Raw genomic sequence first — 20326 nt, 5'->3', positions numbered from 1 at the left:
CGCTCACTCCAAGTCGTCGATCAGCTTGTCCAGCGCATCCGGGGACAGGTTCTCGTGATAGCGCTTGTCCAACAGCACGGCCGGAGCGTCACGGCAAGCGCCCAGGCACTCGACTTCCTTGAAGGTGAAACGCCCGTCGGCGGTGGTCTCGCCCGGTTTCACGCCATACTTGTGCTCGACGTGCTCGATGAGCGCTTCGGAGCCCTGCAGCATGCAGGAAATGCTGTTGCAGACGCAGACCTTGTGCCGACCCTGCGGCTCCAGATCGTACATGCCGTAAAAGGTGGCGACCTCGTAGACCGACATTGGCGGCATATTCAAGTAGGCGGCCAGGTCGTCCATCAACGCCTGCGTCAACCAGCCGCCGTTGGCGTCCTGGAGGAGACTGAGCGCGGGCATCACGGCGGACTGTCGCCACTCCGGCGGATACTTGGCGACATGGGTGTCGATCTCGGCGCGGATCTCCGCGGTGAAGAGGGACGACTGATCGCGCTCGTGATCGACAGCGAGGGGTAGGTTACGGAAGCTCATCAGCGATCGATCTCCCCGAACACGATATCCAGTGTCCCGATGATCGCGACGACATCGGCCAGCATGTGGCCCCTGGACATCTCGTCAAGCGCGGCCAGATGCGGAAAGCCTGGGGCGCGAACCTTCAAACGATACGGCTTGTTGGCACCATCCGAGACGATGTAACAGCCGAACTCTCCCTTGGGCGCCTCGACGGCGGCATAGACCTCGCCGGGCGGCGGACAATAGCCCTCGGTAAAGAGCTTAAAGTGATGGATGAGGGCTTCCATATCCTCCTTCATGGCCGCGCGGCTGGGCGGCACGACCTTGTGATCCTCAATGGATACGGGGCCCGGATGCGTCCGCAGCCAATCGACGCATTGTCTGATGATGCGATTGGACTGACGCATCTCCTCCATGCGCACGAGATAGCGGTCGTAGCAGTCGCCATTCACGCCGACCGGGATGTCGAAGTCCACCTTGTGGTAGGCGGCATAAGGCTGCTTCTTACGCAGATCCCACTCGACGCCCGAACCGCGCAGCATGGGGCCAGTGAAGCCGAGCTGCATGGCACGCTCGGGCGAAACCACGCCGATGTCGACCGTGCGCTGCTTCCAGATACGGTTGTCGGTCAGCAGGGTCTCGTACTCGTCGACGTGCATCGGGAAGCGGTTGGTGAAGTCCTCGATGAAATCGAGCAATGAGCCACCACGGGCGTCATTACGCTTGGCGATCGCGCGCTTGGAGTGCCACTTGGACTTTCCCGCGTATTGCGGCATCCGGTCCGGGAGGTCGCGATGGACACCGCCAGGCCGATAATAGGTGGCATGCAAGCGCGCGCCGGAGACCGCCTCGTAGCAGTCCATCAGATCTTCGCGCTCGCGGAAGCAGTAGAGGAAAACGCTCATGGCACCAATATCGAGCGCGTGCGCACCGAGCCACATGAGGTGGTTCAGGATCCGCGTAATCTCGTCGAACATGGTGCGGATGTACTGGGCTCGCTCCGGCGCCTCGACACCGAGCAGCTTCTCGATGGCGCGCACATAGCCGTGCTCGTTGCACATCATGGAGACATAGTCCAGCCGGTCCATGTAGCCGATACTCTGATTGAACGGCTTGTACTCGGCCAGCTTCTCGGTTGCCCGGTGCAGCAGACCGATATGGGGATCGGCCCGCTCGATCACCTCTCCGTCGAGTTCGAGCACCAGGCGCAGAACGCCGTGGGCCGACGGGTGCTGAGGACCAAAATTCAGGGTGTAGTTACGGATCTCAGGCATCGCCGGCCTCCTTTTTCACGCCATCGCCGACGTAGCGGCTGTCCTGACGGATCACGCGCGGCACCAGCACGCGGGGTTCAATGGAGACGGGCTCGTAAACGACGCGCTTTTGCTCGGGGTCGTAACGCATCTCGACCTGTCCGCTGACCGGGAAGTCCTTGCGGAAGGGGTGTCCCACAAAGCCATAGTCGGTGAGGATGCGGCGCAGATCCGGATGCCCTCGGAAGAGGATACCGTAGAGGTCGAAGGCCTCGCGCTCGAACCAATTCGCCGCGGCCCACACCGGGATGAGCGAATCGACCATCGGCTGATTGCCGCCAACGTAGACACGCAGACGCAAACGGCGATTGTGGGCGAGCGACAGCAGATGTACCGCGACCGCAAAGCGCTTCGGATCATCGGTCACCACGTCCAGGTCACGATCCACGCCCCGACCGAAGCCGGTGAAAGACGCCTCTTCGGTCTCCCACTCGGATTGGCCGTAGGCGGCATAGTCCACCCCGCAGAGATCGATCAGCTGCTCGAAGCGGAAATCCGCGTGATCGCGCAGGATCCAGCAGACGTCGAGGAGTTGATTCACAGGGACGATGAGTGTCAGCTCGCCGTGCTCGTCGACCAGTTCGCACCCCTGCTCCGCGAATCGTTCACGGATCGCAGCGGCGAGCGCGTCCAGCCTGGCGTTGCGGGTCAGGGAATGTTTAACCATGTTCTCAGGGTATGGCTCAGCGGGCGATAGTATTGGTGCGGCGAATCTTGCTCTGAAGCTGCAGAATGCCGTAGAGCAGCGCCTCCGCGGTTGGCGGACAGCCAGGGACATAGATATCCACGGGCACGATCCGGTCACAGCCACGCACGACGGAGTAGGAATAGTGATAGTAGCCGCCGCCATTCGCGCAGGAGCCCATGGAGATCACCCAGCGCGGCTCGGCCATTTGGTCATACACCTTCCGAAGTGCCGGCGCCATCTTATTCACCAGCGTGCCGGCGACGATCATCACGTCCGATTGGCGCGGGCTTGGCCGGAAGATGATGCCGAATCGATCGAGGTCGTAGCGCGCGGCACCCGCGTGCATCATCTCGACCGCGCAGCAGGCGAGACCGAAGGTCATCGGCCACAGTGAGCCTGTGCGGGCCCAGTTGATGAGCTTATCAGCCGAGGTGGTGACGAAGCCCTCTTCGAGAAGACCTTCTATTCCCATTCCAGAGCCCCTTTCTTCCACTCGTAGACAAAGCCAACGACCAGGATACCGAGGAAGACGACCATGGCCCAGAAGGCGACGATCCCGAGCTCCTCGAGCACCACGGCCCAGGGGAAGAGGAATGCGATCTCCAGATCGAAGACAATGAACAGAATTGCAACCAGGTAATAACGGACGTCGAACTTCAGACGCGCCGTTTCGAACGCCTCAAAGCCACACTCATAGGGAGAGTCTTTTTCACCATATGGCCGGCGGGGTCCGAGAAAATAACCGATCGCAAGCGGACCAACCCCCACCAATATCCCGACGAGGACAAAAATCAGGATTGGCAGATAGCTGTCTAGCACAGTCCCCTCTCTATCATTTTTCTAATATAAGCAACCGAACTAGGAGTCTAGTGCAGCCTTCGCCGCGGTGTCAACCCAATCAGCAATCCAAACTATTAGACTTTTCAGTGATTTAGATAAACACCCAAGCAAAAAAAACGGCATGCCACTTTAATGGCATGCCGTTTGCTGATGGTGCCGACGGCCAGACTCGAACTGGCACGGCTTTCGCCACTACCCCCTCAAGATAGCGTGTCTACCAATTTCACCACGTCGGCTTATAACTTTTTACATCATTGGCCATTTTGAGGAATTGGCCGATCTCTCGCAATTGAACTCACGCAATCTTCTTCACGTTCAGTTCGCGTCCGCACCTTGCTGCTCGCTCGGCGTCGACACACCTGGCGCGGGGATCACACCCGCATCGACAGGAGGCTGATCGACGGCATCGACCGCTGGCGTTTCGGTAACAGGTGCAGGCGGCACGTCCGACCCAACTGAATCCCCGCTCACATTCGGAGCGCCAGGTAACGCAGGCACATCAGTCGCCGGCGCCGGAGCGGGCGGCTGCACGGGGGTCTCCGGCATGGCAGGGATGATTGCCGTATCACCCACCTTATCCATCAACCCGGATGGCTCGACACCTTGCGTGGCAAAGTAGGCCAACCCCATGCTGGTCAGGAAAAACAGGGCCGCCATGATAGCAGTCAAGCGCGTCAAAAACGAGCCCGAACCCTGTGCACCGAATACTGTCGATGAGGCGCCGCTCCCGAAGGCCGCGCCAGCATCCGCGCCTTTCCCATGCTGAATCAGCACCAGACCAATAAGGCCTAGGGAGAGAAAGACTTGGAGAACTGTCAGAATTGTTTGCATATGTCACTCACAGACTGAGCAATCAGCCCGCAACAGCATCCCCAGCTTGACAGATCGCCAAAAAATCATCAGCAGCCAGCGAAGCTCCGCCGATCAAACCGCCGTCGATATCTGCCTGCGACAATAGATCGCGGGCGTTACCGGCCTTCATGCTGCCGCCGTAAAGAATTCGAACCTTCGCCGCAATCGCAGGATCCTGACCCGCAATCCGACGCCGAATGAAGTCATGGACTTCTTGCGCCTGCTCGGGCGTCGCGGTCCTACCCGTCCCGATCGCCCAGACCGGCTCGTAGGCAATCTCGAGCTGAGCGAATGAGGCCACACCATTCCGATCCATGATGGCATCGACTTGCCCGGCGATCACGCTTTCCATCTCGCCCTGCTCGCGCTGCTGGAGCGTTTCACCGACACAAAGAATCGGGGTCATGCCGTGCGCGATCGTGACCGCCAACTTCTTTGCTACGATCTCATCGGTCTCGCCGTAGTACTCACGCCGCTCTGAGTGACCACAGATGACGTAGCGACAACCGAACTCAGCGAGCATCGCGGCAGCCACCTCACCCGTGTAAGCGCCGCCTTCCTCGGTGCAAACGTTCTGCGCGCCGAGCCGAACAGGGCTGCCAGCAAGCAGACGCTCAGCGGCGTCGAGGAAGACGAAGGGCGGGCACACAGCAACTTCCGCGCGACCGACGAGGCTCGCACCTTCGAGAACACCTTTGATCAGCGCTTCAGCGCCGGATCTGGTGCCGTTCATTTTCCAGTTTCCTGCAATGAGAGGCTGGCGCATGACGGTACTCCTTGAGGTGAGCGGCGCATCATAGCCGTTTCTGGACGGATTTCAAGTGGCAAAGCGTTTCCAACGATCAGCGCCCGCATCACAAGCTCCACTGCGCCCACTTAACGCCGATCTCAGCTTTCCGCTAAACTGCCCGCATGGCCAAAAGCAGCAAGAAATCCGACAGCGGTTCGACCATCGCCCTCAACAAGAAGGCGGGGCACGACTATTTCATCGAGCAACGGATCGAGGCCGGACTGGCCTTGGAGGGCTGGGAGGTCAAGAGCCTACGCGCCGGGCGCATTCAGCTCAAGGAGAGCTATGTCAAGATCCTGCATGCCGAGGCATTCCTCATCGGCGCGCACATCTCCGCGCTACAAAGCGCATCGACACACGTCAACCCTGACCCGACACGCACGCGCAAGCTGCTGCTCAAGCGCCCCGAACTGAGCCGCCTGATCGGCCTGACGGAGCGTGCGGGCTACACCCTGATCCCGACCGCCATGTACTGGAAACGCGGCCGGGCCAAGCTCGAGATCGGACTTGCCAAGGGCAAGAAGCAGCACGACAAGCGGGCCAGCGAAAAAGACCGCGACTGGCAGCGCGAAAAAGAGCGCATCTTCAAGACCGGCTGAGCTTGCCGGGGAACCAAAGCTCACCTATAGTGACTAATCGCTTACCTGGGGGCGACATGGCTTCGACGTGGGTCACGAAACCTGAGGTGCATGCCGAGGTGCGGGCTACCTCGTAAATCCATCCGCAAACTTATAGTTGCCAACGACGACAACTACGCTCTCGCTGCTTAACCCAGCGGGCCTCTGACCGTCACTTGCCTATGGGCGACGGGTTCCAGGGGTAAAATCACATGGGATCGCGGTGACGGGAGTCCGGACCTGATCTGCTAAAACCTAATTCGGAATCGCCGACTGATCGCCCTGCCCTTCGGGCGGCGGAAGGCTAAAAACAATAGAACGGGCTAAGCATGTAGGACCAATGGCAGAGGGCTTGCGGACGCGGGTTCGATTCCCGCCGCCTCCACCAAACACCCTCCCAGCGACATCCAAGAACGACAGAAAACCCGCCTAAGTGCGGGTTTTTTTATTGCCGTTTTCCGGAAAGCTGTCAGAGGACCATGGGATCTCGGTTCTTCGCCTCCATGGCGGCCTAGCGTCACACTCCCGACTTCATTCGGCCCGGCATCTCAGTGCGACTGGTCGTGGGATCTCAGGCGCATCAAAATCAATGCAAGCCGATCCAGCGCCTGGGTCATGTCCGCACCCTTGGACGCGCGATCATCGACGAGACAGGCGCCCTCCTTGGCAATCTGGGTCATTTGATCCGCATCGAAGAGTTCGAGCGCCGCCTCGACCTCGGTCACTGATGCGCTCAGGAGGACCGGCGTCAGTTCCTCGGGGCCGATGGGTAACTCCGGGGATAGCAGGTCGGCGACGAGCGGCTGTTCGATCAGCCGAAGATGGATGGCGCGGGCCTCCTCCTCGTCCGCCAGCTCGCGGCGGGCGAGCGGATCCTCGCCGGCGGCGAGCCGAACGGCCTTCATGATGAGGCCGATCAGCTTGCCGATGGCCTGGCGCTCCTGGGCATGATCCTCGGGAAGACCGAAGGTTTGCTCGTAGTGCCGCTCCAGATCCTCCTTGAGGGCAAGGATTTCGTCGCTGCCTGCGTTGGGAGGGAGCTCGACCGCGCGCTGAACCAGTCCGCGAAAGCGCTCATCGAAAGCCTCCATCGCCTCGTGGTCGGCACGCTGCGCCTCCAGGAGGGCTTCCGGCGCGACCGACTCCGGCGGCCAGGCGAAGAGCGGATTGCCATGGCGGCGCTTCAGGTGTCGCTCGCGCCGACCGGGCTTGTGCGTGAAAGGGAGTTCCAGCATCGTGGCGGACCTCAAGAGGACGGGGGCGTGGGGTTCGGACAGAATGCCTCGTAGAGCGCCGAGTAGTCCGCATCCGCGAATCCCAGTGCCTCGGCCTCGCGGCATCGCCCCTCGACTGCATCGAGGAGACTGGTGTCGAGGAAATTCTCCTCGGCAACCCGCTTGAACAAGCGGACGTCCTTGAGCAGGTGCTTGAGCGGGAAGTTGGCCGCTCCGTATCCATGATTCAGGTAGTTGTCGAGTTTCTTGTCGAAGGTCTTAGCGTAGAGGGCGCTGCCACGCAGCAGGGCCATGAACTGCTCGACGTCGATCTCCTCGCGACGCACCAACCCAAGGCTGAGCGCGAAGGTGGAGGTGAGACCCGCGATGAGCTGATTCATCGCCAGCTTCATGGCCGCACCCTGACCGATCGCGCCGATCCGCTGAGGATCGCGACTGAGGTCCTTGAAGACGGGAAGGCAGCGTTCGAACAGGTCCGGGTCGCCACCGGCCATGAGGATGAGGCGCCCCTCGCGGGCTTCGGGCAGACTGCCAAGCACCGGGGCCTCCAGGTATTCGCCGCCCTGTGCGGCAACGCGTCCGGCGATCTCCCGACTCTCACGCGGGGCGATGGTGCCCATCTGCACCAGGATGCGCCCGCCCAAGGCATCCGCCTCCCCGCTCTCGAACAGCGTCGCCTGAATCGCGGCGGCATCGCTCAGGAGCAGGAGCGTCATCTCGGACTCGGAGATGGCCTCCGCGGCGGTGGAGCGCACAGTCAATCCTCGCGCGCGGGCGGCTTCGGAGCGCTCCGCGCTCCGATTCCAGCAGACGACGTCCCGCCCCTGCCGCTTCAGGCGCAAGGCGATCTCCGAGCCCATCAGTCCCAAGCCCAGTACGGTGGTCTTCATCGCTTCGACTCCGGAGTCTGTCATGGAAGGTCGGCCGACCGAGCACCTGACATGGCCAGGTCGATCGGTTTCGACCCCTATGTTAGCTCAGACCACGCCGTTGTTTGATGACGGTTGAGGTCTCGGGTCGAACGCCGCGCCACAGCCAGAAGGACTCGGCCGCCTGCTCGACCAGCATCCCCAGCCCGTCCAGGGCACGCGCGGCACCGCGATCTTGGCCCCAGCGGCAAAAGGCGGTCGGCGCGTCGCCGTAGAGCATGTCGTAGGTCCAGCCTCGCTCCGACAGACAGTCGTCCGGGATGCTGGGCACGGCATTGGCGAGGCCCGCCGAGGTCGCATTGATGATGAGGTCGAAACGCTCGCCCGCAAGCGCGTCCAGACCGCATCCGGTCAGCGGACCGAGCGGGGCGCCGAGCGCGGCGAGCGCGAGGGCCTTGGAGGCCGTGCGATTGGCGATGACGAGCTGCCTCAGACCAGTCTCAAGCAGAGGAAGGAGGACGCCGCGCGTCGCGCCGCCCGCGCCGAGCAAGAGGACGCGGGTGCCGGCGAATTCGAAACCATGGTTCTGGCGCAGGTCGCGCACCAGACCGACGCCGTCGGTGTTGTCACCCCGCAACCGCCCGTCCTCGAGTCGGATCAAGGTGTTCACGGCCCCCGCGATCTCGGCCCGCTGGCTGCGTTCGTCGGCCAGCTCCCAAGCCTGCTCCTTGAAGGGCACGGTGATATTGAGGCCGAGCCCGCCGTCGGCGATGAAACGCCTCACATCTCCCGCGAAATCCTCCGGATTGCCGAGGATGCGGCCGTATTCCAGAGCCTGCCCCGTCTGGCGCGCGAACTCCGCGTGGATTGCCGGAGACTTGCTGTGGGCGATGGGGTTGCCGATGACGGCATAGCGATCGGGCATGTCAGGTGTCAGGTGTCAGGTGTCAGGTGTCAGGTGTCAGGTGTCAGGTGTCAGGTGTCAGGTGTCAGGTGTCAGGTGTCGGATCTCGAGCGTCAGTTGCCGTTCGGCAGTCGGCCGAAATCGATCGCCGCACCAACGCCTTGCCCTTTTCTTTCTCGCAGGAAGGCCGCCGCATCCCAAACCAGGGCACGCGCGTCGCTGACAACTGACAACTGACAACTGACAACTGATCGGAAGGTGCGGCAATCCCTTGCCGCGCGATGTTTACTCTCCCAGCCAGCGGGCGATGTCCTTGGCGTAATAGGTCAGGATGCCGTCGGCACCGGCACGTTTCATCGAGAGCATGGCCTCCAGCACCACGGCCTTTTCGTCCAGCCAACCGTTCTGGCTCGCGGCCTTGAGCATGGCGTACTCGCCGCTGACGTGATAGACGAAGGTGGGCGCGCCGAACTGATCCTTGATGCGGCGGACGATGTCCAGATAGGGCATGCCGGGCTTGACCATGACCATGTCCGCGCCTTCCTCCAGATCCAGCGCGACCTCGTGGATGGCTTCGTCGGAATTGGCCGGATCCATCTGGTAGGTGTACTTGTTGCCGCCGCCGAGGTTGGCCGCCGAGCCAACGGCGTCGCGGAAGGGACCGTAGTAGCTGGAGGCGTACTTGGCCGAGTAGGCCAGGATGCGGGTGTGGATGTGGCCGGCGGCCTCGAGCGCGGTGCGCACGGCGCCGATGCGCCCGTCCATCATGTCCGATGGGGCGACGATGTCGGCGCCCGCCTCGGCGTGGGACAGGGCTTGGCGAACCAGCACTTCCACCGTGGCATCGTTCATCACGTAGCCGGCCGCGTCGATGAGCCCGTCCTGACCATGCGTGGTGAAGGGGTCCAGGGCCACGTCGGTCATGATGCCGAGCTCGGGCACCGCCTCCTTGAGCGCGCGCACGGCGCGCTGGGCAAGCCCATCCGGGTTGAAGGCCTCGGCGGCATCGAGCGACTTGGCCGACAGCGGCGTGACGGGGAAGAGCGCCATGGCGGGAATACCCAGACGCCGGACCTCGCGCGCATCTTCCACAAGCAGATCGATACTCAGACGCTCGACCCCGGGCATGGACGCCACCGCTTCACGCTGTCCCGAGCCTTCCAGCACGAAGACCGGGTAGATGAGGTCGTCCGGGGTCAGCGTCGTCTCGCGCATCATGCGGCGCGAGAAGTCATCGCGGCGCATCCGACGCATGCGGGTCAGCGGATAGGGAGAGCGGGGCGTATCAAGGTCAGCCATGGGTCGAGGGGCCTCGGAGTGGATCCGGCGCGTCCGGGACCATCCCGGCGCTTCAAACCGTCTAAAATAGCTCAGCCGTCGCGCGTGCTCCAGTCGAAGCGCGTTTTCGGGCTAAGATCCGGTCATGTTTCCACGTCCGGACCCTCACATGCTACAGACTTCCCACCCCGATCCGCACGTCTTCGACACTGACACCGAGCGTTTTCAGGCCGAGGTGATCGACGCCTCGCACGACCATCCCGTCCTCGTCGACTTCTGGGCCGATTGGTGCGGCCCCTGCCATGCCCTGACACCGCATCTGAAGCGCGTCATCGAGGAGCAGGCAGGCCGCATCCGGCTCGCCAAGCTGGAAGTGGACGAAGGCGAGAACATGCGCCTGGCCGGTCATTACAAGGTGCGCGGCTTCCCGACCGTGATCCTCTTCCAACACGGCGAAGAGCGCGGGCGCTTCAGCGGCGCACGCTCCCGCTATCAGATCAATGAATGGCTGCAGGAGCACCTGCGCTGAGACCAGATCCCGCGGTTGGCGTCCCGCATGCGCCACCGCGCCGCGGCATCAGGCGTTCGCTGAGACGGCGCGCCTTGGTGCCTGAAGTCGGCTGATGACGCTCTCACCCCAGCCGATCCCGCGGCGCTCGATCTGCCGATAGCTGACCCAGGCGAGGCTGGTGAGCATGGCGGCCGTGATGCCATAGGCAGCCAAGAAGGCGGCCGAGGTGCCCGGCATGACGCCATAGAGCCAGTAGTAGAGCGGAGCCAGCGCGAAGACCAGGCTCGGGTGCAGGAGGTAGAGCGAGTAACTGATCTTCCCCAGGCGCACCGTTGCGGGGTTGACCAGGGTCCGCATGGGACGCAGCCCGAGCCCGAGGATGAGCGTGGCGTAGCAGATGGCCTGCCAGACCTGCACATCCCACAACAAGGGCTCCAGGCGTCCGGTGAGCAGGGCCGTGTAGAGGACGACGAAGCAGACCAGGAGCAGCCGCCCGTAGCGCCGTTTCTGGTCCTCCCGCAGCCGGATCAGGTAGTCGAAGTAGAGCCGATAGCAGACGACACCCATGAGAAAGGCCGGCAGATGGCGCAGGAAGCCATGATTCCTCTCGATGGTCAGCTGCTCGGCGGTCAGACCCAGGAGCGTCGCGCCCTGGTGGTCGATGAGATAGATCCAGCCCTGCGACAGCAGCACGCAGATCAGAAACAGCGTCACCGCGTCCGCGAGGTTGCGGATCGCGCGGTGGACCAGCGGAAAGAGGATGTAGAAGAGGATCTCCACGCCGATGGTCCAACTCGCCCACACATAGCCGAGGGTATGCTCAGGGGTCAGATTGAAGAGCATGGAGGCATTGATGAGGATCTCGCGCGGCCCGTGGACGGTCTCGAAGAAGAGCCAATCGCGCACGAAGTAGGCCAGCAGCATGGCGTAGAAGAGCGGCGCGATCCGGAAGAAGCGACGGAGATAGAAATGCAGCGTCAGACTCGGCTCCCCGCGCCGGGCATCCAGCGAGTAGGACAGCGCGAAGGCGCTGAGCACGAAGAAGAGGGTGACCCCAGTGCCGCCGCTGCCGGCATAGAGCGCCAACCAGTCCGGCACCGCCAGATGCGGATTGGGAATGAGCGCCAGGTGGTAGACCAGCACGTAATAGGCCGCGAAGCCGCGCAATGCGTCCAGGAAATCCAGACGGACGAATGGCTCCTCGACCTGGCTGGGATTCTGTGCGCCTCTGGTCATCGAAACTCCTGATCGAGCGGCTCGGCTTCACGGCTAGGCGCGCCGATTGTCGCTCAGGTCGGACAGCATGACGAGCAATCGCCGCCGCCGGACCTCAAGGACCGGGTTCGAGCGCCTTTTCGACGGTGTGGAAGGCACGTTGGCGGGCGATCCCGCGCGCTGGAGCCGGCGGCGTAGAGGGTGCCCTCGCATTGCGCCAATGAGGTCGGGGGCCACGCAGCCGGATCCGCGCCGACCGCAAGCGCGCACCACAACGGCCGACGGCCCGCGTCAGTCCTTGGCCGAGCCCAACGACTGCTCCAGCTGATGCTCGATGGCTTGGTCCAGGTTCGCCGGGATGAGCGCGTCGCGCTCGAGGATCACGAACACGAGGCCCAGCAGGCTGATCGCCCAGCCCAGGACGTAGATCACCATCGCCCGCTTGGCCTTCTCTTTCTCAAGCCATTTGCGCGGGCTGATGCCCTTCGCGACAAAGACGATCTTGCTCGCCAGGTTCACGCAGACGATATTGACGGCGAGCAAGAGCCCGGCGCCCGCGGCGAGATCGAACCGCCCCTCACCCAGCATGAGACCGAGCACCGCCGCCGGCGGCAGCAGGGCCACGGCGACCATGACGCCAACCAGCACGCTCGACAGTCCGGTCGTCAGCGACAGCGCCGCCGCAGCGCCCGAGGCGAGCGCCAGCGCGACGGATTCCAGCCCGGCATTTGTGCGGGCCATGACCTCGTGGCTCATCAAGGTGCTCGGCCAGACGTAGGCCAGCAGGGCCGACAGCGCGACCGCCATGAGGATGCCGACGACGAGCGTCGACACGGCCTTCTTCATGAGACCGATGTCGCCGAGGGCGGTCCCCAGGCTCAGCGCCAGATTCGGACCCAGCAAGGGTGCGATCACCATGGCACCGATCACGACCGCCACGTTGTCCTCGATGAGCCCGATGGCCGCGACGACGGTCGAGAGGACGACCAGAATGAAGTAGTTTCCATCGAGCCGGGTGCTCTTCTCCACGCCTTCGTAGAGGGACTCCCGCGCCGCTGTCGCCGAGTCCTCCGCCTTGCGCTCGCCCTCGTCCGGCCGCGGGATGGACACCTCGACCGCGAGGACGACGATCCGGGCCATCGGCTGTGCCCCCAGCACGGTTTGTAGGATGTCGAGCAGCCGCTGTACTTGGTTGTCGCTGACCAGCATGCGCATCTGCTGCATCCCATCCTCGCCGACCACGCCGAGCCGAAAATCCGTGGCCTTGGCCCGCGCCGCCACTTCAGCGATCGTATCCGCGCTTCCCGCGTTCGCGATGACCTCGACGTATTTCATCCTGCATTCCCATGATTGAACCGCGAAGGCGCCGAACGCGCGACGGACTTCGAGACGATGGTATTCCCCCGCCGCTGAGGCGGGGAGCCGTGACCCGGACGACCTCAAGGACAGCCGATCCGCCCCAGTCCCGAGGCATCACAGCATCCCACACGCCGAATGGCCGTTGAAGGGTCCATTTCAGGGCTCCGCTCGACGCTCGAACCTGACCGTGCCGCTGATCCGCAGGGTATTGGCATCGACGGCCAAGCCCCGTTAAGGATCTGCCCATCAATTGCGTCGCTTCCCGCCTTTCGAATCGGGACGTAGAAGACGGACAGCTCCTAACCAGCCGCGTCGCCTTCCTCGCCCAACCAATCCCGCACCACCAGGAAGCGCTCATAGAGTTCCGCCTCCGGCGTGCCCGCCGCGGGATGGTCGTCATAGCGCCAGCTCACCTCGGGCGGCATGGACATAAGAATCGACTCGGTCCGACCGCCGGACTGCAGCCCGAACAGCGTCCCGCGGTCGTAGACCAGATTGAACTCCACGTACCGTCCCCGTCGGGATTTTTGAAAGGCGCGCTCGCGATCGCCGTAGGTCTTGGCCCAGCGCCGATTGACGATGGGCAGATAGCCGGTCAGGTAATGATCGCCGACGCCGCGCAGAAAGGCGAAGGCCGTGTCGAACCCGCCTTCGTCGAAGTCGTCGAAGAAGAGCCCCCCGATACCACGGGGTTCGTTGCGGTGCTTGAGGAAGAAATAGGCGTCGCAGCCGCGCTTGAAGCGCGCATAGAGGTCCGCGCCGAAGGGTGCGCAGGCATCGCGTGCGTTACGGTGCCAATGCAGCACGTCTTCCTCGAAGCCGTAATAGGGCGTGAGGTCGAAGCCGCCGCCGAACCACCACACCGGATCGGCGCCCTCCTTGTCGGCCATGAAGAAACGGACATTGAGATGCGACGAGGGCACGTAGGGGTTCTGCGGGTGCGATACCAGGGAGACGCCCATCGCCTCGAAGCGGCGTCCCGCCAGCTCGGGCCGTTGGGCGCTGGCGGATGGCGGGAGCTGGTCCCCATGTACATGCGAGAAGTTGATGCCGCAACGCTCGAAGACCATGCCGCCCTGCATGATGCGTGTACGCCCGCCCCCGCCGCCCGGCCGCTCCCAGGTGTCCTGCCGGAACCCGGCGCCGCCGTCGGTGGCACGCAGCGCATCCGTGATGCGCTCTTGCAGGTCCATCAGATACGCCTTGACGGCCTGCGGATCGGGTTGCGTCGGCATCGCGTTGACTCCTCTCAGGTGGGACAATGGCGACTCCGATCTTAGCGAAGCCGTCATCCGGTGTATAAGGCCATGCTGCGTCGTGTATTGCTCTGGGCACTGTCGAGCCTGCTCCTGCTCCTCGCCGCCGGAATCGGCGGCGTCTACTGGCTGGGCAAGCGCGCGGAGCCCGCCTATGAGGGTACCTTGGCGCTGCCAGGACTCTCCAGCCCGGTCAGCGTGCGCTACGGACCCCACGCAGTCCCCAGCATCGAGGCCGAAAACCTCCAGGACGCGCTCTTCGCTCAAGGCTATGTAGTGGCATCCGAGCGCCTTTGGCAGATGGATCTGATGCGTCGGCTGGCAGCGGGGCGCTTGGCCGAGCTGTTCGGGCTGGGCGCGCTCCCGGTGGACCGCTTCTTTCGCACCATGGGGCTCGCCGCCGAGGCAGGACGCAGCCTGGAGGCCCTGGAGCCGGCCGATCGCGCACTGCTGGACGCCCATGCGAATGGCGTCAACGCCTATCTGGAGCAGGCGCGCGGACGCCTGCCGCTCGAGTATCTGATCGCGCGCCTGGAGCCGGCGCCCTGGCGGGCGGAGGACAGCCTGGCGATCGGCGCCTATATGGCCTGGACTCAGTCGTTCAACGCGCGCGGCGAGCTGACCTTCCTGCGATTCGCCGAGCGGATCGGCCCCAGGCTCGCGCGCGAGCTATTCCCGGTCGACGAGGGCATCCCGGCACCCGCCGTGGAGTCCGAGCTGGTGAGCTACCTCGCGGAACGCCATCCCGCCCGGATCGCGCGCCTGGATCTGCCGCGTCTCGATCAGGTGCTTGGGCTGCCCGCGCGCTTCGGCCTGCCGATCCAGGGCGCGGCGAGCAATGCCTGGCTGGTGTCCGGCCTCAAGAGCGCCTCGGGCGCCGCCCTGCTGGCGAACGACCCCCATCTGGCGGCCTCGACGCCTGGCGTCTGGTACGAGCTGGAGATGATTGCACCCGGCCTGCATGTCGCCGGCGTCGCCCTGCCCGGTGTACCACTGGTCCTGATCGGTCACAACCAGGAGCTCGCCTGGGGCATCACCTCGGTGATCGCGGACACCCAGGACATCTTCATCGAGCAGACCACGGACGATGGCGCGCATGTGCGGCGCGCCGGCGGCGCGCCCGCGCCCATCGAGACCCGTTGGGAACAGATCCCGGTCAAGGATGGACCGCCTGTGCGGATCGCCATCCGCCACACGCGCCACGGCGTCGTCCTCAACGACATCCTCGGAAAGGTCACGGGGACGCAGATGGATCTACCCGAGCCCGGCCTGGAAGACCTCTTGGTCTTGCGCCAGAGCCATGATCTGCCGGATCTCTCCTTCCGCGCCGTCCGTCGGCTCTGCGAGGCGCGCACGCTGGCCGAGGCCAGGGCCGCGGGCCTGGACTTCCGTCATGTGGCCGCCAACCTCATGCTGGCGCACCGCGATGGCGGAATCGCCTGGCAGATGACCGGATTGCTGCCGAAACGCGGCAAGGGCACGGGCGCCTTTCCCTCGCCGGGCTGGCTCGCGGCGTACGACTGGCAGGGCACCCTTGGGCAGGAGCTGAATCCCGCCTACACCAATCCAGTCGTCGGCATCCTCATCACGGCCAACAACCGCTCGACCGCGCCCGACTATCCCGTGCGGGTCAGCAACGCCTGGAACTCGCCCTATCGCGCCCAGCGCATCGCCGAACGGCTGGCGCAGACGACGACAGTCACGACCGAGGAGATGGCCAGCATCCAGGCCGACCGCGTCAGCCTGCAGGCCCGCGCGATGCGCGACGCCCTGCTGGACTCGGAGACCGAGATCCGTGCGCTCGACGTCGGCGCCTGGGAGCTGGTCGCGACCTACCTGAGCGACTGGGACGGGGCCATGACCCCTGACAGTCGGTCCGCGGCCTTCGCCGAGATGCTGGAGCCGGCCCTGTTCCATGCCCTCTACGGTGACGAGCTGGGCGACGATCTGCCGGCCCTCATGTCCCTGGCCATCGTTCATTACAACCCGCTCCAGGAGACGCTGCGCACGGGTGAGTCGAGCTTCTGGGACGACGTCCGCACCCCGAGGATCGAAGCACCGGCGGAGATCTGGGTGCGCGCCATCCAGGCCGCGGCCGCTGCTCTCACCGCCTCGCCAACGGGCTCTGAGCCAGCGGCGCTGCCGACCCTGGGCGCGATGCGCTCCGTGACCTTCCCGCATGCCTTTGACAGTCTGCCGGTGCTTGGCCCCCTCTTCAGCGTGGGGCCCGTGCCTGTCGGCGGCAGCACGGACACCGTGAATGTCACCAATGCCTTGCCGCAGGAGCCGGAACGCGGTCTCTTCATCTCCTCCATGCGCCTGGTCGCCACGCCCGCGGACTGGAGCCAAACCCGGGGCACGCTCCCGCTCGGCCAATCCGGCCATCGCTTTTCCCCCTACCGCAGCGACCAGCTCCAGGATTGGCTCGCCGTTCGCGGCCACGCCTGGCCCTGGAACGGACCCGCGGCCGACGCGACAATGGGTCAGCTTCTTCTGACACCGACCCAGTAACGCGAGCGGCGACGACCTCCCCATGATTCTCATCGGTATCGACACCGGCGGCACCTTCACGGATTTCGTTCTCTGGCGGGACGGCGAGGTGCACGTCCACAAAGTCCTGTCCACGCCGCACGCGCCGGAGCGGGCGATCCTGCAGGGGATCGCGGAGCTGGGCTTGGATCCAAAGGGGCTGCGCGTCGTCCACGGCAGCACGGTCGCGACCAACGCCGTGCTCGAAGGCAAGGGGGTGCGCACCCTCTATGTGACCAACCGCGGCTTCGAAGACCTGCTCGCCATCGGGCGGCAGGCGCGGCCAGACCTCTACGACCTGCAGCCAGCGCCGCGGCAGCCCCCCGTGCCGCGCGAACTCTGCATCGGGACCGGCGGGCGTCTGGCCGCGGACGGAACCTGGGTCGAGCCGCTCACCGAGGCGGATCTGGTCGCGCTCAGAGCCGCCGTCGAGCGCCTGGCGCCGGAGGCGGTGGCGATCAACCTCCTCTTCTCCTATCTGGACGACAGCGCGGAGCGTGCCCTGGCCGAGGCGATCGCGGACGGGCGCTTCGTCTCCCGCTCCTCCGAGGTGCTTCCCTTGACCGGCGAGCACGAGCGCGGCATCGCCACCTGGATCAATGCCTGGGTCGGCCCCGTGGTCGCGGGCTATCTCGACCGGCTGTCGGACGGTCTGCCCGGTGCGCGGATCGCGGTGATGCAGAGCAGCGGCGAGGCCGTCGCGGCCGAGCAAACGGCCCGTCATGCCGCACGGCTCTTGCTGTCAGGTCCAGCGGGCGGATTGGCGGGCGCGGCCTTTGCGGCGGGCGCTGACGACACCGCCCGCCGCCTGCTGAGCTTCGACATGGGCGGCACCTCGACCGACGTCGCCCTGATCGATGGCGCGCCGCGCTTGACGACATCCGGTCGGATCGCGGGCTATCCCGTCGCCTTGCCGATGGTGGACATGCACACCATCGGGGCGGGCGGCGGCTCGATCGCGCGCGTCGATGCCGGCGGCATCCTGCTGGTCGGACCCGAGTCCGCCGGGGCGCATCCGGGGCCGGCCTGCTACGGCCGCGGCGGGACCGAGCCAACGGTCACGGACGCGAATCTGGTCTTGGGACGGCTGGATCCGGAGGGCTTCCTGGGCGGGCGGATGCGGCTCGATCCGCGGGCGGCATGGCGCGCGGTTGGGCGCCTGGCGGCGTCGCTCGGGCTCGGGGTCGAGGAAACGGCGCTCGGCATCCTGCGCATCGCCAATGAGCACATGGCGCGTGCCTTGCGCGTCATCTCGGTCCAGCGCGGCCTGGATCCGCGCGACTTCGTCCTGACCTCCTTCGGCGGTGCCGGCGGACTGCACGTGTGTGCCCTGGCCGAGGCGCTCGGGATGAGCGAGGCGCTGGTGCCGGTGCACGCGGGGGTGCTCTCGGCGCTCGGGATGCTGGTCACGCCATCGGGTCGAACCCTGACGAAGACACGGCTTGGGCGCCTCGCCGAGTTGGGCGACAGGGAGGTCGAATCCGCGCTGCAATCGCTTGCGAACCAGGCTATCGCCGAACTGATCGACGAAGGTCTGTCTGCCGAGCACCTCGGCGTGGAGTGCTCCCTGGATCTGCGCTATCTGGGCCAATCACATGCCCTGAACCTCCCCTGGCATTCGGTCGAGGACGCGATCCAGGCGTTTCACGCCCGCCATGAAGCGGCCTATGGGCATCGGCTCGATCTCCCGGTCGAGCTCGTCGGCCTGCGCGTGCGGGTCCGCGCACCCGCGCCCAGGCCGCGGCTCCCCAAGGTGGTGGAGCCGCGGGGGGCCACGGGTGAGCGGTCGCTGCCAGCCTACGGCTGCGACGCCCCCGTGCGCGTGCTGCCGCGGGCGGCGATGGCCGGAGGCCTGGAGATCGGAGGCGCGGCGATCGTCGCGGACGCCGTCTCGACGACCTGGCTCGCACCGGGCTGGAAGGCACGCCTGGACAGCGTAGGCAATCTCGTCTTGAGAAAATCGGCGGAGTCGGGTATGGCGGCGATTGGAAAACCGGGCAATCGACGCGATGTTGAAGAGCGTGATCCGCTGTCAGATGCGCCGATCCCCAGATAGCCAGAGTCCAGCGATCTTCCTTCCTTCTCATCCGAACCCCCGGAGATCCAATGACCCTCCACGGCATCCTCGATATCGGCGTTTGGCAGGCGGTGCTGATCGCACTGGCGCTGACCCATGTGACCATCGCCGCGGTCACGCTCTACCTGCACCGCTCTCAGGCACATCGCGCGCTGGATCTTCACCCGATCGTCGCCCACGTCTTCCGCTTCTGGCTCTGGCTGACGACGGGCATGGTGACCAGGGAATGGGTCGCCGTGCATCGCCGCCATCATGCCCGATGCGAGACGCCGCTCGATCCGCACAGCCCGCAGGTCCTGGGCCTGCGCAAGGTGCTCACGGAGGGCGCCGAACTCTATGGAGAGGCGGCGAGCGACCCGGACACCCTGGAGCGTTTCGGCAAGGGTGTGACGCAGGATTGGATCGAGCGTCATCTCTACAGCCGCTTTCGTTGGCAAGGCATCGGGGCGATGCTGGCGATCGACCTGCTACTGTTCGGGGTCTACGGCATCGTCATCTGGGCCGTGCAGATGCTGTGGATTCCCGTCTGGGCCGCGGGCGTGGTCAACGGCGTCGGGCACTACGCGGGCTACCGCAACTTCGAGTCGGCGGATGCCTCCGCCAATTTCTCGCCCTGGGGGATCCTGATCGGGGGCGAGGAGCTACACAACAACCACCACGCCTTCCCGACCTCGGCCCGCCTGTCTTCGAAATGGTGGGAATTCGATCTCGGCTGGCTCTATATCCGCGTGCTCAGCCTGGTCGGTCTCGCACAGGTTCGGCATGTCGCGCCCAAGCCCAAGGTCATCCCCGGCAAGCAGCTGGACATGGAAACCCTGAGCGCGGTCATCCGCAGCCGCATGCACGTGATCGCGCGCTACGGCAAAGAGGTCATCCGCCCGGTCGCACGCGCCGAGCTGTGCCGTAACGCCAGCCATTGCCGCCGCCTGGTACGCAGATCACAGAGGTTGCTCGCCAAGGAAGCGGGGCGTCTCGATACGGCCGCGCGTCAGCAGGTCGAGCAACTGCTGGCCCAGCATCAGACACTGGCGACCGTCTACCACTTCAAAGAGCAGCTGCAGGACGTCTGGGAGCGCCGCGCACCAACGCAGGAGGCGCTCCTCATAATGCTCCAGGACTGGTGCCAGCAAGCGGAAGCCACCGGCATTCAGGCGCTGGAGCACTTCTCGCGCAATCTGCGCGGCTATTCATTAGAGGGCGCGCACGCCTCCTGACGGCTTAGGAGGCGCGTGATCTCGACGTCGATCATCCTTCGGACCAGTCGTCTTCGGTAGGGTGGACAAGCGCAGCGCAGTCCACCAACAACGGCGCGGGATTCGGTGGACTTCGCTCTCGCTCGTCCACCCTACCGGTACCGGGTGGCCGCGGGTGCTTACGCACCCGCGGCTCCCACAGATCCGGACGTGCGGGACTACCGCATCCGGCTCCTCGATTGAGCGCTCGCTGCACAACACATGTCGCACACCCGTTGGACCCTGAA

Annotated in this window: 19 protein-coding genes, 1 tRNA gene and 1 other RNA gene; 6 read left to right on the top strand and 15 right to left on the bottom strand. The window is 64.8% G+C overall.

What is annotated here, in order from left to right:
• Nucleotides 1–3 precede the first annotated feature (3 nt).
• The 8 genes from CKO23_RS12455 to tpiA form a co-directional block, all read right to left on the bottom strand.
• Nucleotides 4–531, bottom strand: a complete 528-nt coding sequence (locus CKO23_RS12455; protein WP_200331582.1) for an NADH-quinone oxidoreductase subunit NuoE family protein — start codon at nucleotides 529–531, stop codon at nucleotides 4–6.
• Complete coding sequence (locus CKO23_RS12450) at nucleotides 531–1787, bottom strand: NADH-quinone oxidoreductase subunit D (protein WP_200331580.1); 1257 nt, start codon at nucleotides 1785–1787, stop codon at nucleotides 531–533. Before CKO23_RS12450 ends, CKO23_RS12455 begins: the two co-directional genes overlap by 1 nt.
• The gene (locus CKO23_RS12445) at nucleotides 1780–2493 is read right to left on the bottom strand and encodes an NADH-quinone oxidoreductase subunit C (protein ID WP_200331578.1); all 714 of its coding nucleotides are present in this window, start codon (nucleotides 2491–2493) and stop codon (nucleotides 1780–1782) included. The genes CKO23_RS12450 and CKO23_RS12445 overlap by 8 nt, the downstream gene beginning before the upstream one ends.
• A 16-nt stretch (nucleotides 2494–2509) precedes the next feature.
• Nucleotides 2510–2986 (bottom strand): NuoB/complex I 20 kDa subunit family protein, encoded by a 477-nt coding sequence (locus tag CKO23_RS12440; protein WP_164454289.1) that lies wholly within the window; start codon nucleotides 2984–2986, stop codon nucleotides 2510–2512.
• The gene (locus tag CKO23_RS12435) at nucleotides 2977–3333 is read right to left on the bottom strand and encodes an NADH-quinone oxidoreductase subunit A (RefSeq protein ID WP_200331576.1); all 357 of its coding nucleotides are present in this window, start codon (nucleotides 3331–3333) and stop codon (nucleotides 2977–2979) included. The genes CKO23_RS12440 and CKO23_RS12435 overlap by 10 nt, the downstream gene beginning before the upstream one ends.
• A gap of 172 nt (nucleotides 3334–3505) precedes the next feature.
• Nucleotides 3506–3590, bottom strand: a tRNA-Leu gene (locus CKO23_RS12430).
• A gap of 79 nt (nucleotides 3591–3669) precedes the next feature.
• Nucleotides 3670–4185, bottom strand: a complete 516-nt coding sequence (gene secG, locus CKO23_RS12425) for a preprotein translocase subunit SecG (RefSeq protein WP_200331574.1) — start codon at nucleotides 4183–4185, stop codon at nucleotides 3670–3672.
• 22 nt (nucleotides 4186–4207) lie between these two features.
• Nucleotides 4208–4972, bottom strand: coding sequence for a triose-phosphate isomerase (tpiA, locus tag CKO23_RS12420; protein ID WP_200331572.1), 765 nt, complete (start codon nucleotides 4970–4972; stop codon nucleotides 4208–4210).
• A 146-nt stretch (nucleotides 4973–5118) separates the two neighbouring features.
• Here tpiA and smpB point away from each other — a divergent pair, with 146 nt between their 5' ends.
• Together smpB and ssrA are read left to right on the top strand one after the other, a co-directional pair.
• Entirely contained in the window at nucleotides 5119–5595 is a 477-nt protein-coding gene (gene smpB / locus CKO23_RS12415; RefSeq protein ID WP_200331570.1) for an SsrA-binding protein SmpB, read from the top strand.
• Nucleotides 5596–5642: 47 nt separating this feature from the next.
• Nucleotides 5643–6001, top strand: a transfer-messenger RNA (tmRNA) gene (ssrA, locus tag CKO23_RS12410).
• Nucleotides 6002–6161: 160 nt separating this feature from the next.
• On the opposite strand, the gene CKO23_RS12405 is transcribed toward ssrA, so the two are convergent.
• From CKO23_RS12405 to hemB, 4 genes are all read right to left on the bottom strand, one after another.
• Nucleotides 6162–6848 carry a hypothetical protein gene (locus CKO23_RS12405; RefSeq protein ID WP_242482405.1) on the bottom strand — a complete coding sequence of 229 codons (687 nt, stop codon included), beginning with the start codon at nucleotides 6846–6848 and terminating at the stop codon, nucleotides 6162–6164.
• Nucleotides 6849–6859: 11 nt separating this feature from the next.
• On the bottom strand, nucleotides 6860–7738 hold the full coding sequence (locus CKO23_RS12400; RefSeq protein ID WP_200331563.1) for an NAD(P)-dependent oxidoreductase: 879 nt from the start codon (nucleotides 7736–7738) through the stop codon (nucleotides 6860–6862).
• Nucleotides 7739–7820: 82 nt separating this feature from the next.
• Nucleotides 7821–8642, bottom strand: coding sequence for a shikimate dehydrogenase (aroE, locus tag CKO23_RS12395; protein WP_200331561.1), 822 nt, complete (start codon nucleotides 8640–8642; stop codon nucleotides 7821–7823).
• Nucleotides 8643–8906: 264 nt separating this feature from the next.
• Complete coding sequence (hemB, locus tag CKO23_RS12390; RefSeq protein ID WP_200331559.1) at nucleotides 8907–9920, bottom strand: porphobilinogen synthase; 1014 nt, start codon at nucleotides 9918–9920, stop codon at nucleotides 8907–8909.
• 148 nt (nucleotides 9921–10068) lie between these two features.
• Here hemB and CKO23_RS12385 point away from each other — a divergent pair, with 148 nt between their 5' ends.
• The gene (locus CKO23_RS12385; protein ID WP_200331557.1) at nucleotides 10069–10428 is read left to right on the top strand and encodes a thioredoxin family protein; all 360 of its coding nucleotides are present in this window, start codon (nucleotides 10069–10071) and stop codon (nucleotides 10426–10428) included.
• 48 nt (nucleotides 10429–10476) lie between these two features.
• On the opposite strand, the gene CKO23_RS12380 is transcribed toward CKO23_RS12385, so the two are convergent.
• The 3 genes from CKO23_RS12380 to hemF all read right to left on the bottom strand — a co-directional run bounded on the left by CKO23_RS12380 (nucleotide 10477) and on the right by hemF (nucleotide 14219).
• Complete coding sequence (locus tag CKO23_RS12380; RefSeq protein WP_200331555.1) at nucleotides 10477–11646, bottom strand: acyltransferase family protein; 1170 nt, start codon at nucleotides 11644–11646, stop codon at nucleotides 10477–10479.
• A gap of 270 nt (nucleotides 11647–11916) precedes the next feature.
• The gene (locus tag CKO23_RS12375; protein WP_200331553.1) at nucleotides 11917–12960 is read right to left on the bottom strand and encodes a TIGR00341 family protein; all 1044 of its coding nucleotides are present in this window, start codon (nucleotides 12958–12960) and stop codon (nucleotides 11917–11919) included.
• Between the two features lie 323 nt (nucleotides 12961–13283).
• Nucleotides 13284–14219: an oxygen-dependent coproporphyrinogen oxidase gene (gene hemF, locus CKO23_RS12370; protein WP_200331551.1), complete on the bottom strand. Its 936-nt coding sequence runs from the start codon at nucleotides 14217–14219 to the stop codon at nucleotides 13284–13286.
• 72 nt (nucleotides 14220–14291) lie between these two features.
• Between hemF and CKO23_RS12365 the strand changes: the two genes are divergently transcribed.
• Genes CKO23_RS12365 through CKO23_RS12355 form a run of 3 tightly spaced genes read left to right on the top strand, consistent with a single transcriptional unit; the run spans nucleotide 14292 to nucleotide 20060 of the window.
• Nucleotides 14292–16751, top strand: coding sequence for a penicillin acylase family protein (locus CKO23_RS12365; protein WP_200331549.1), 2460 nt, complete (start codon nucleotides 14292–14294; stop codon nucleotides 16749–16751).
• A 22-nt stretch (nucleotides 16752–16773) separates the two neighbouring features.
• Nucleotides 16774–18825: a hydantoinase/oxoprolinase family protein gene (locus CKO23_RS12360; protein ID WP_200331547.1), complete on the top strand. Its 2052-nt coding sequence runs from the start codon at nucleotides 16774–16776 to the stop codon at nucleotides 18823–18825.
• 50 nt (nucleotides 18826–18875) lie between these two features.
• Nucleotides 18876–20060 carry a DesA family fatty acid desaturase gene (locus CKO23_RS12355; RefSeq protein ID WP_200331545.1) on the top strand — a complete coding sequence of 395 codons (1185 nt, stop codon included), beginning with the start codon at nucleotides 18876–18878 and terminating at the stop codon, nucleotides 20058–20060.
• Nucleotides 20061–20326 lie beyond the last annotated feature (266 nt).

The organism is Thiocystis violacea (assembly GCF_016583565.1).
GTDB lineage: Bacteria > Pseudomonadota > Gammaproteobacteria > Chromatiales > Chromatiaceae > Thiorhodococcus > Thiorhodococcus violaceus_A.
Note: the sequence above shows the minus strand (reverse complement) of the source record. Positions and strands in the feature narration are given on the sequence as shown.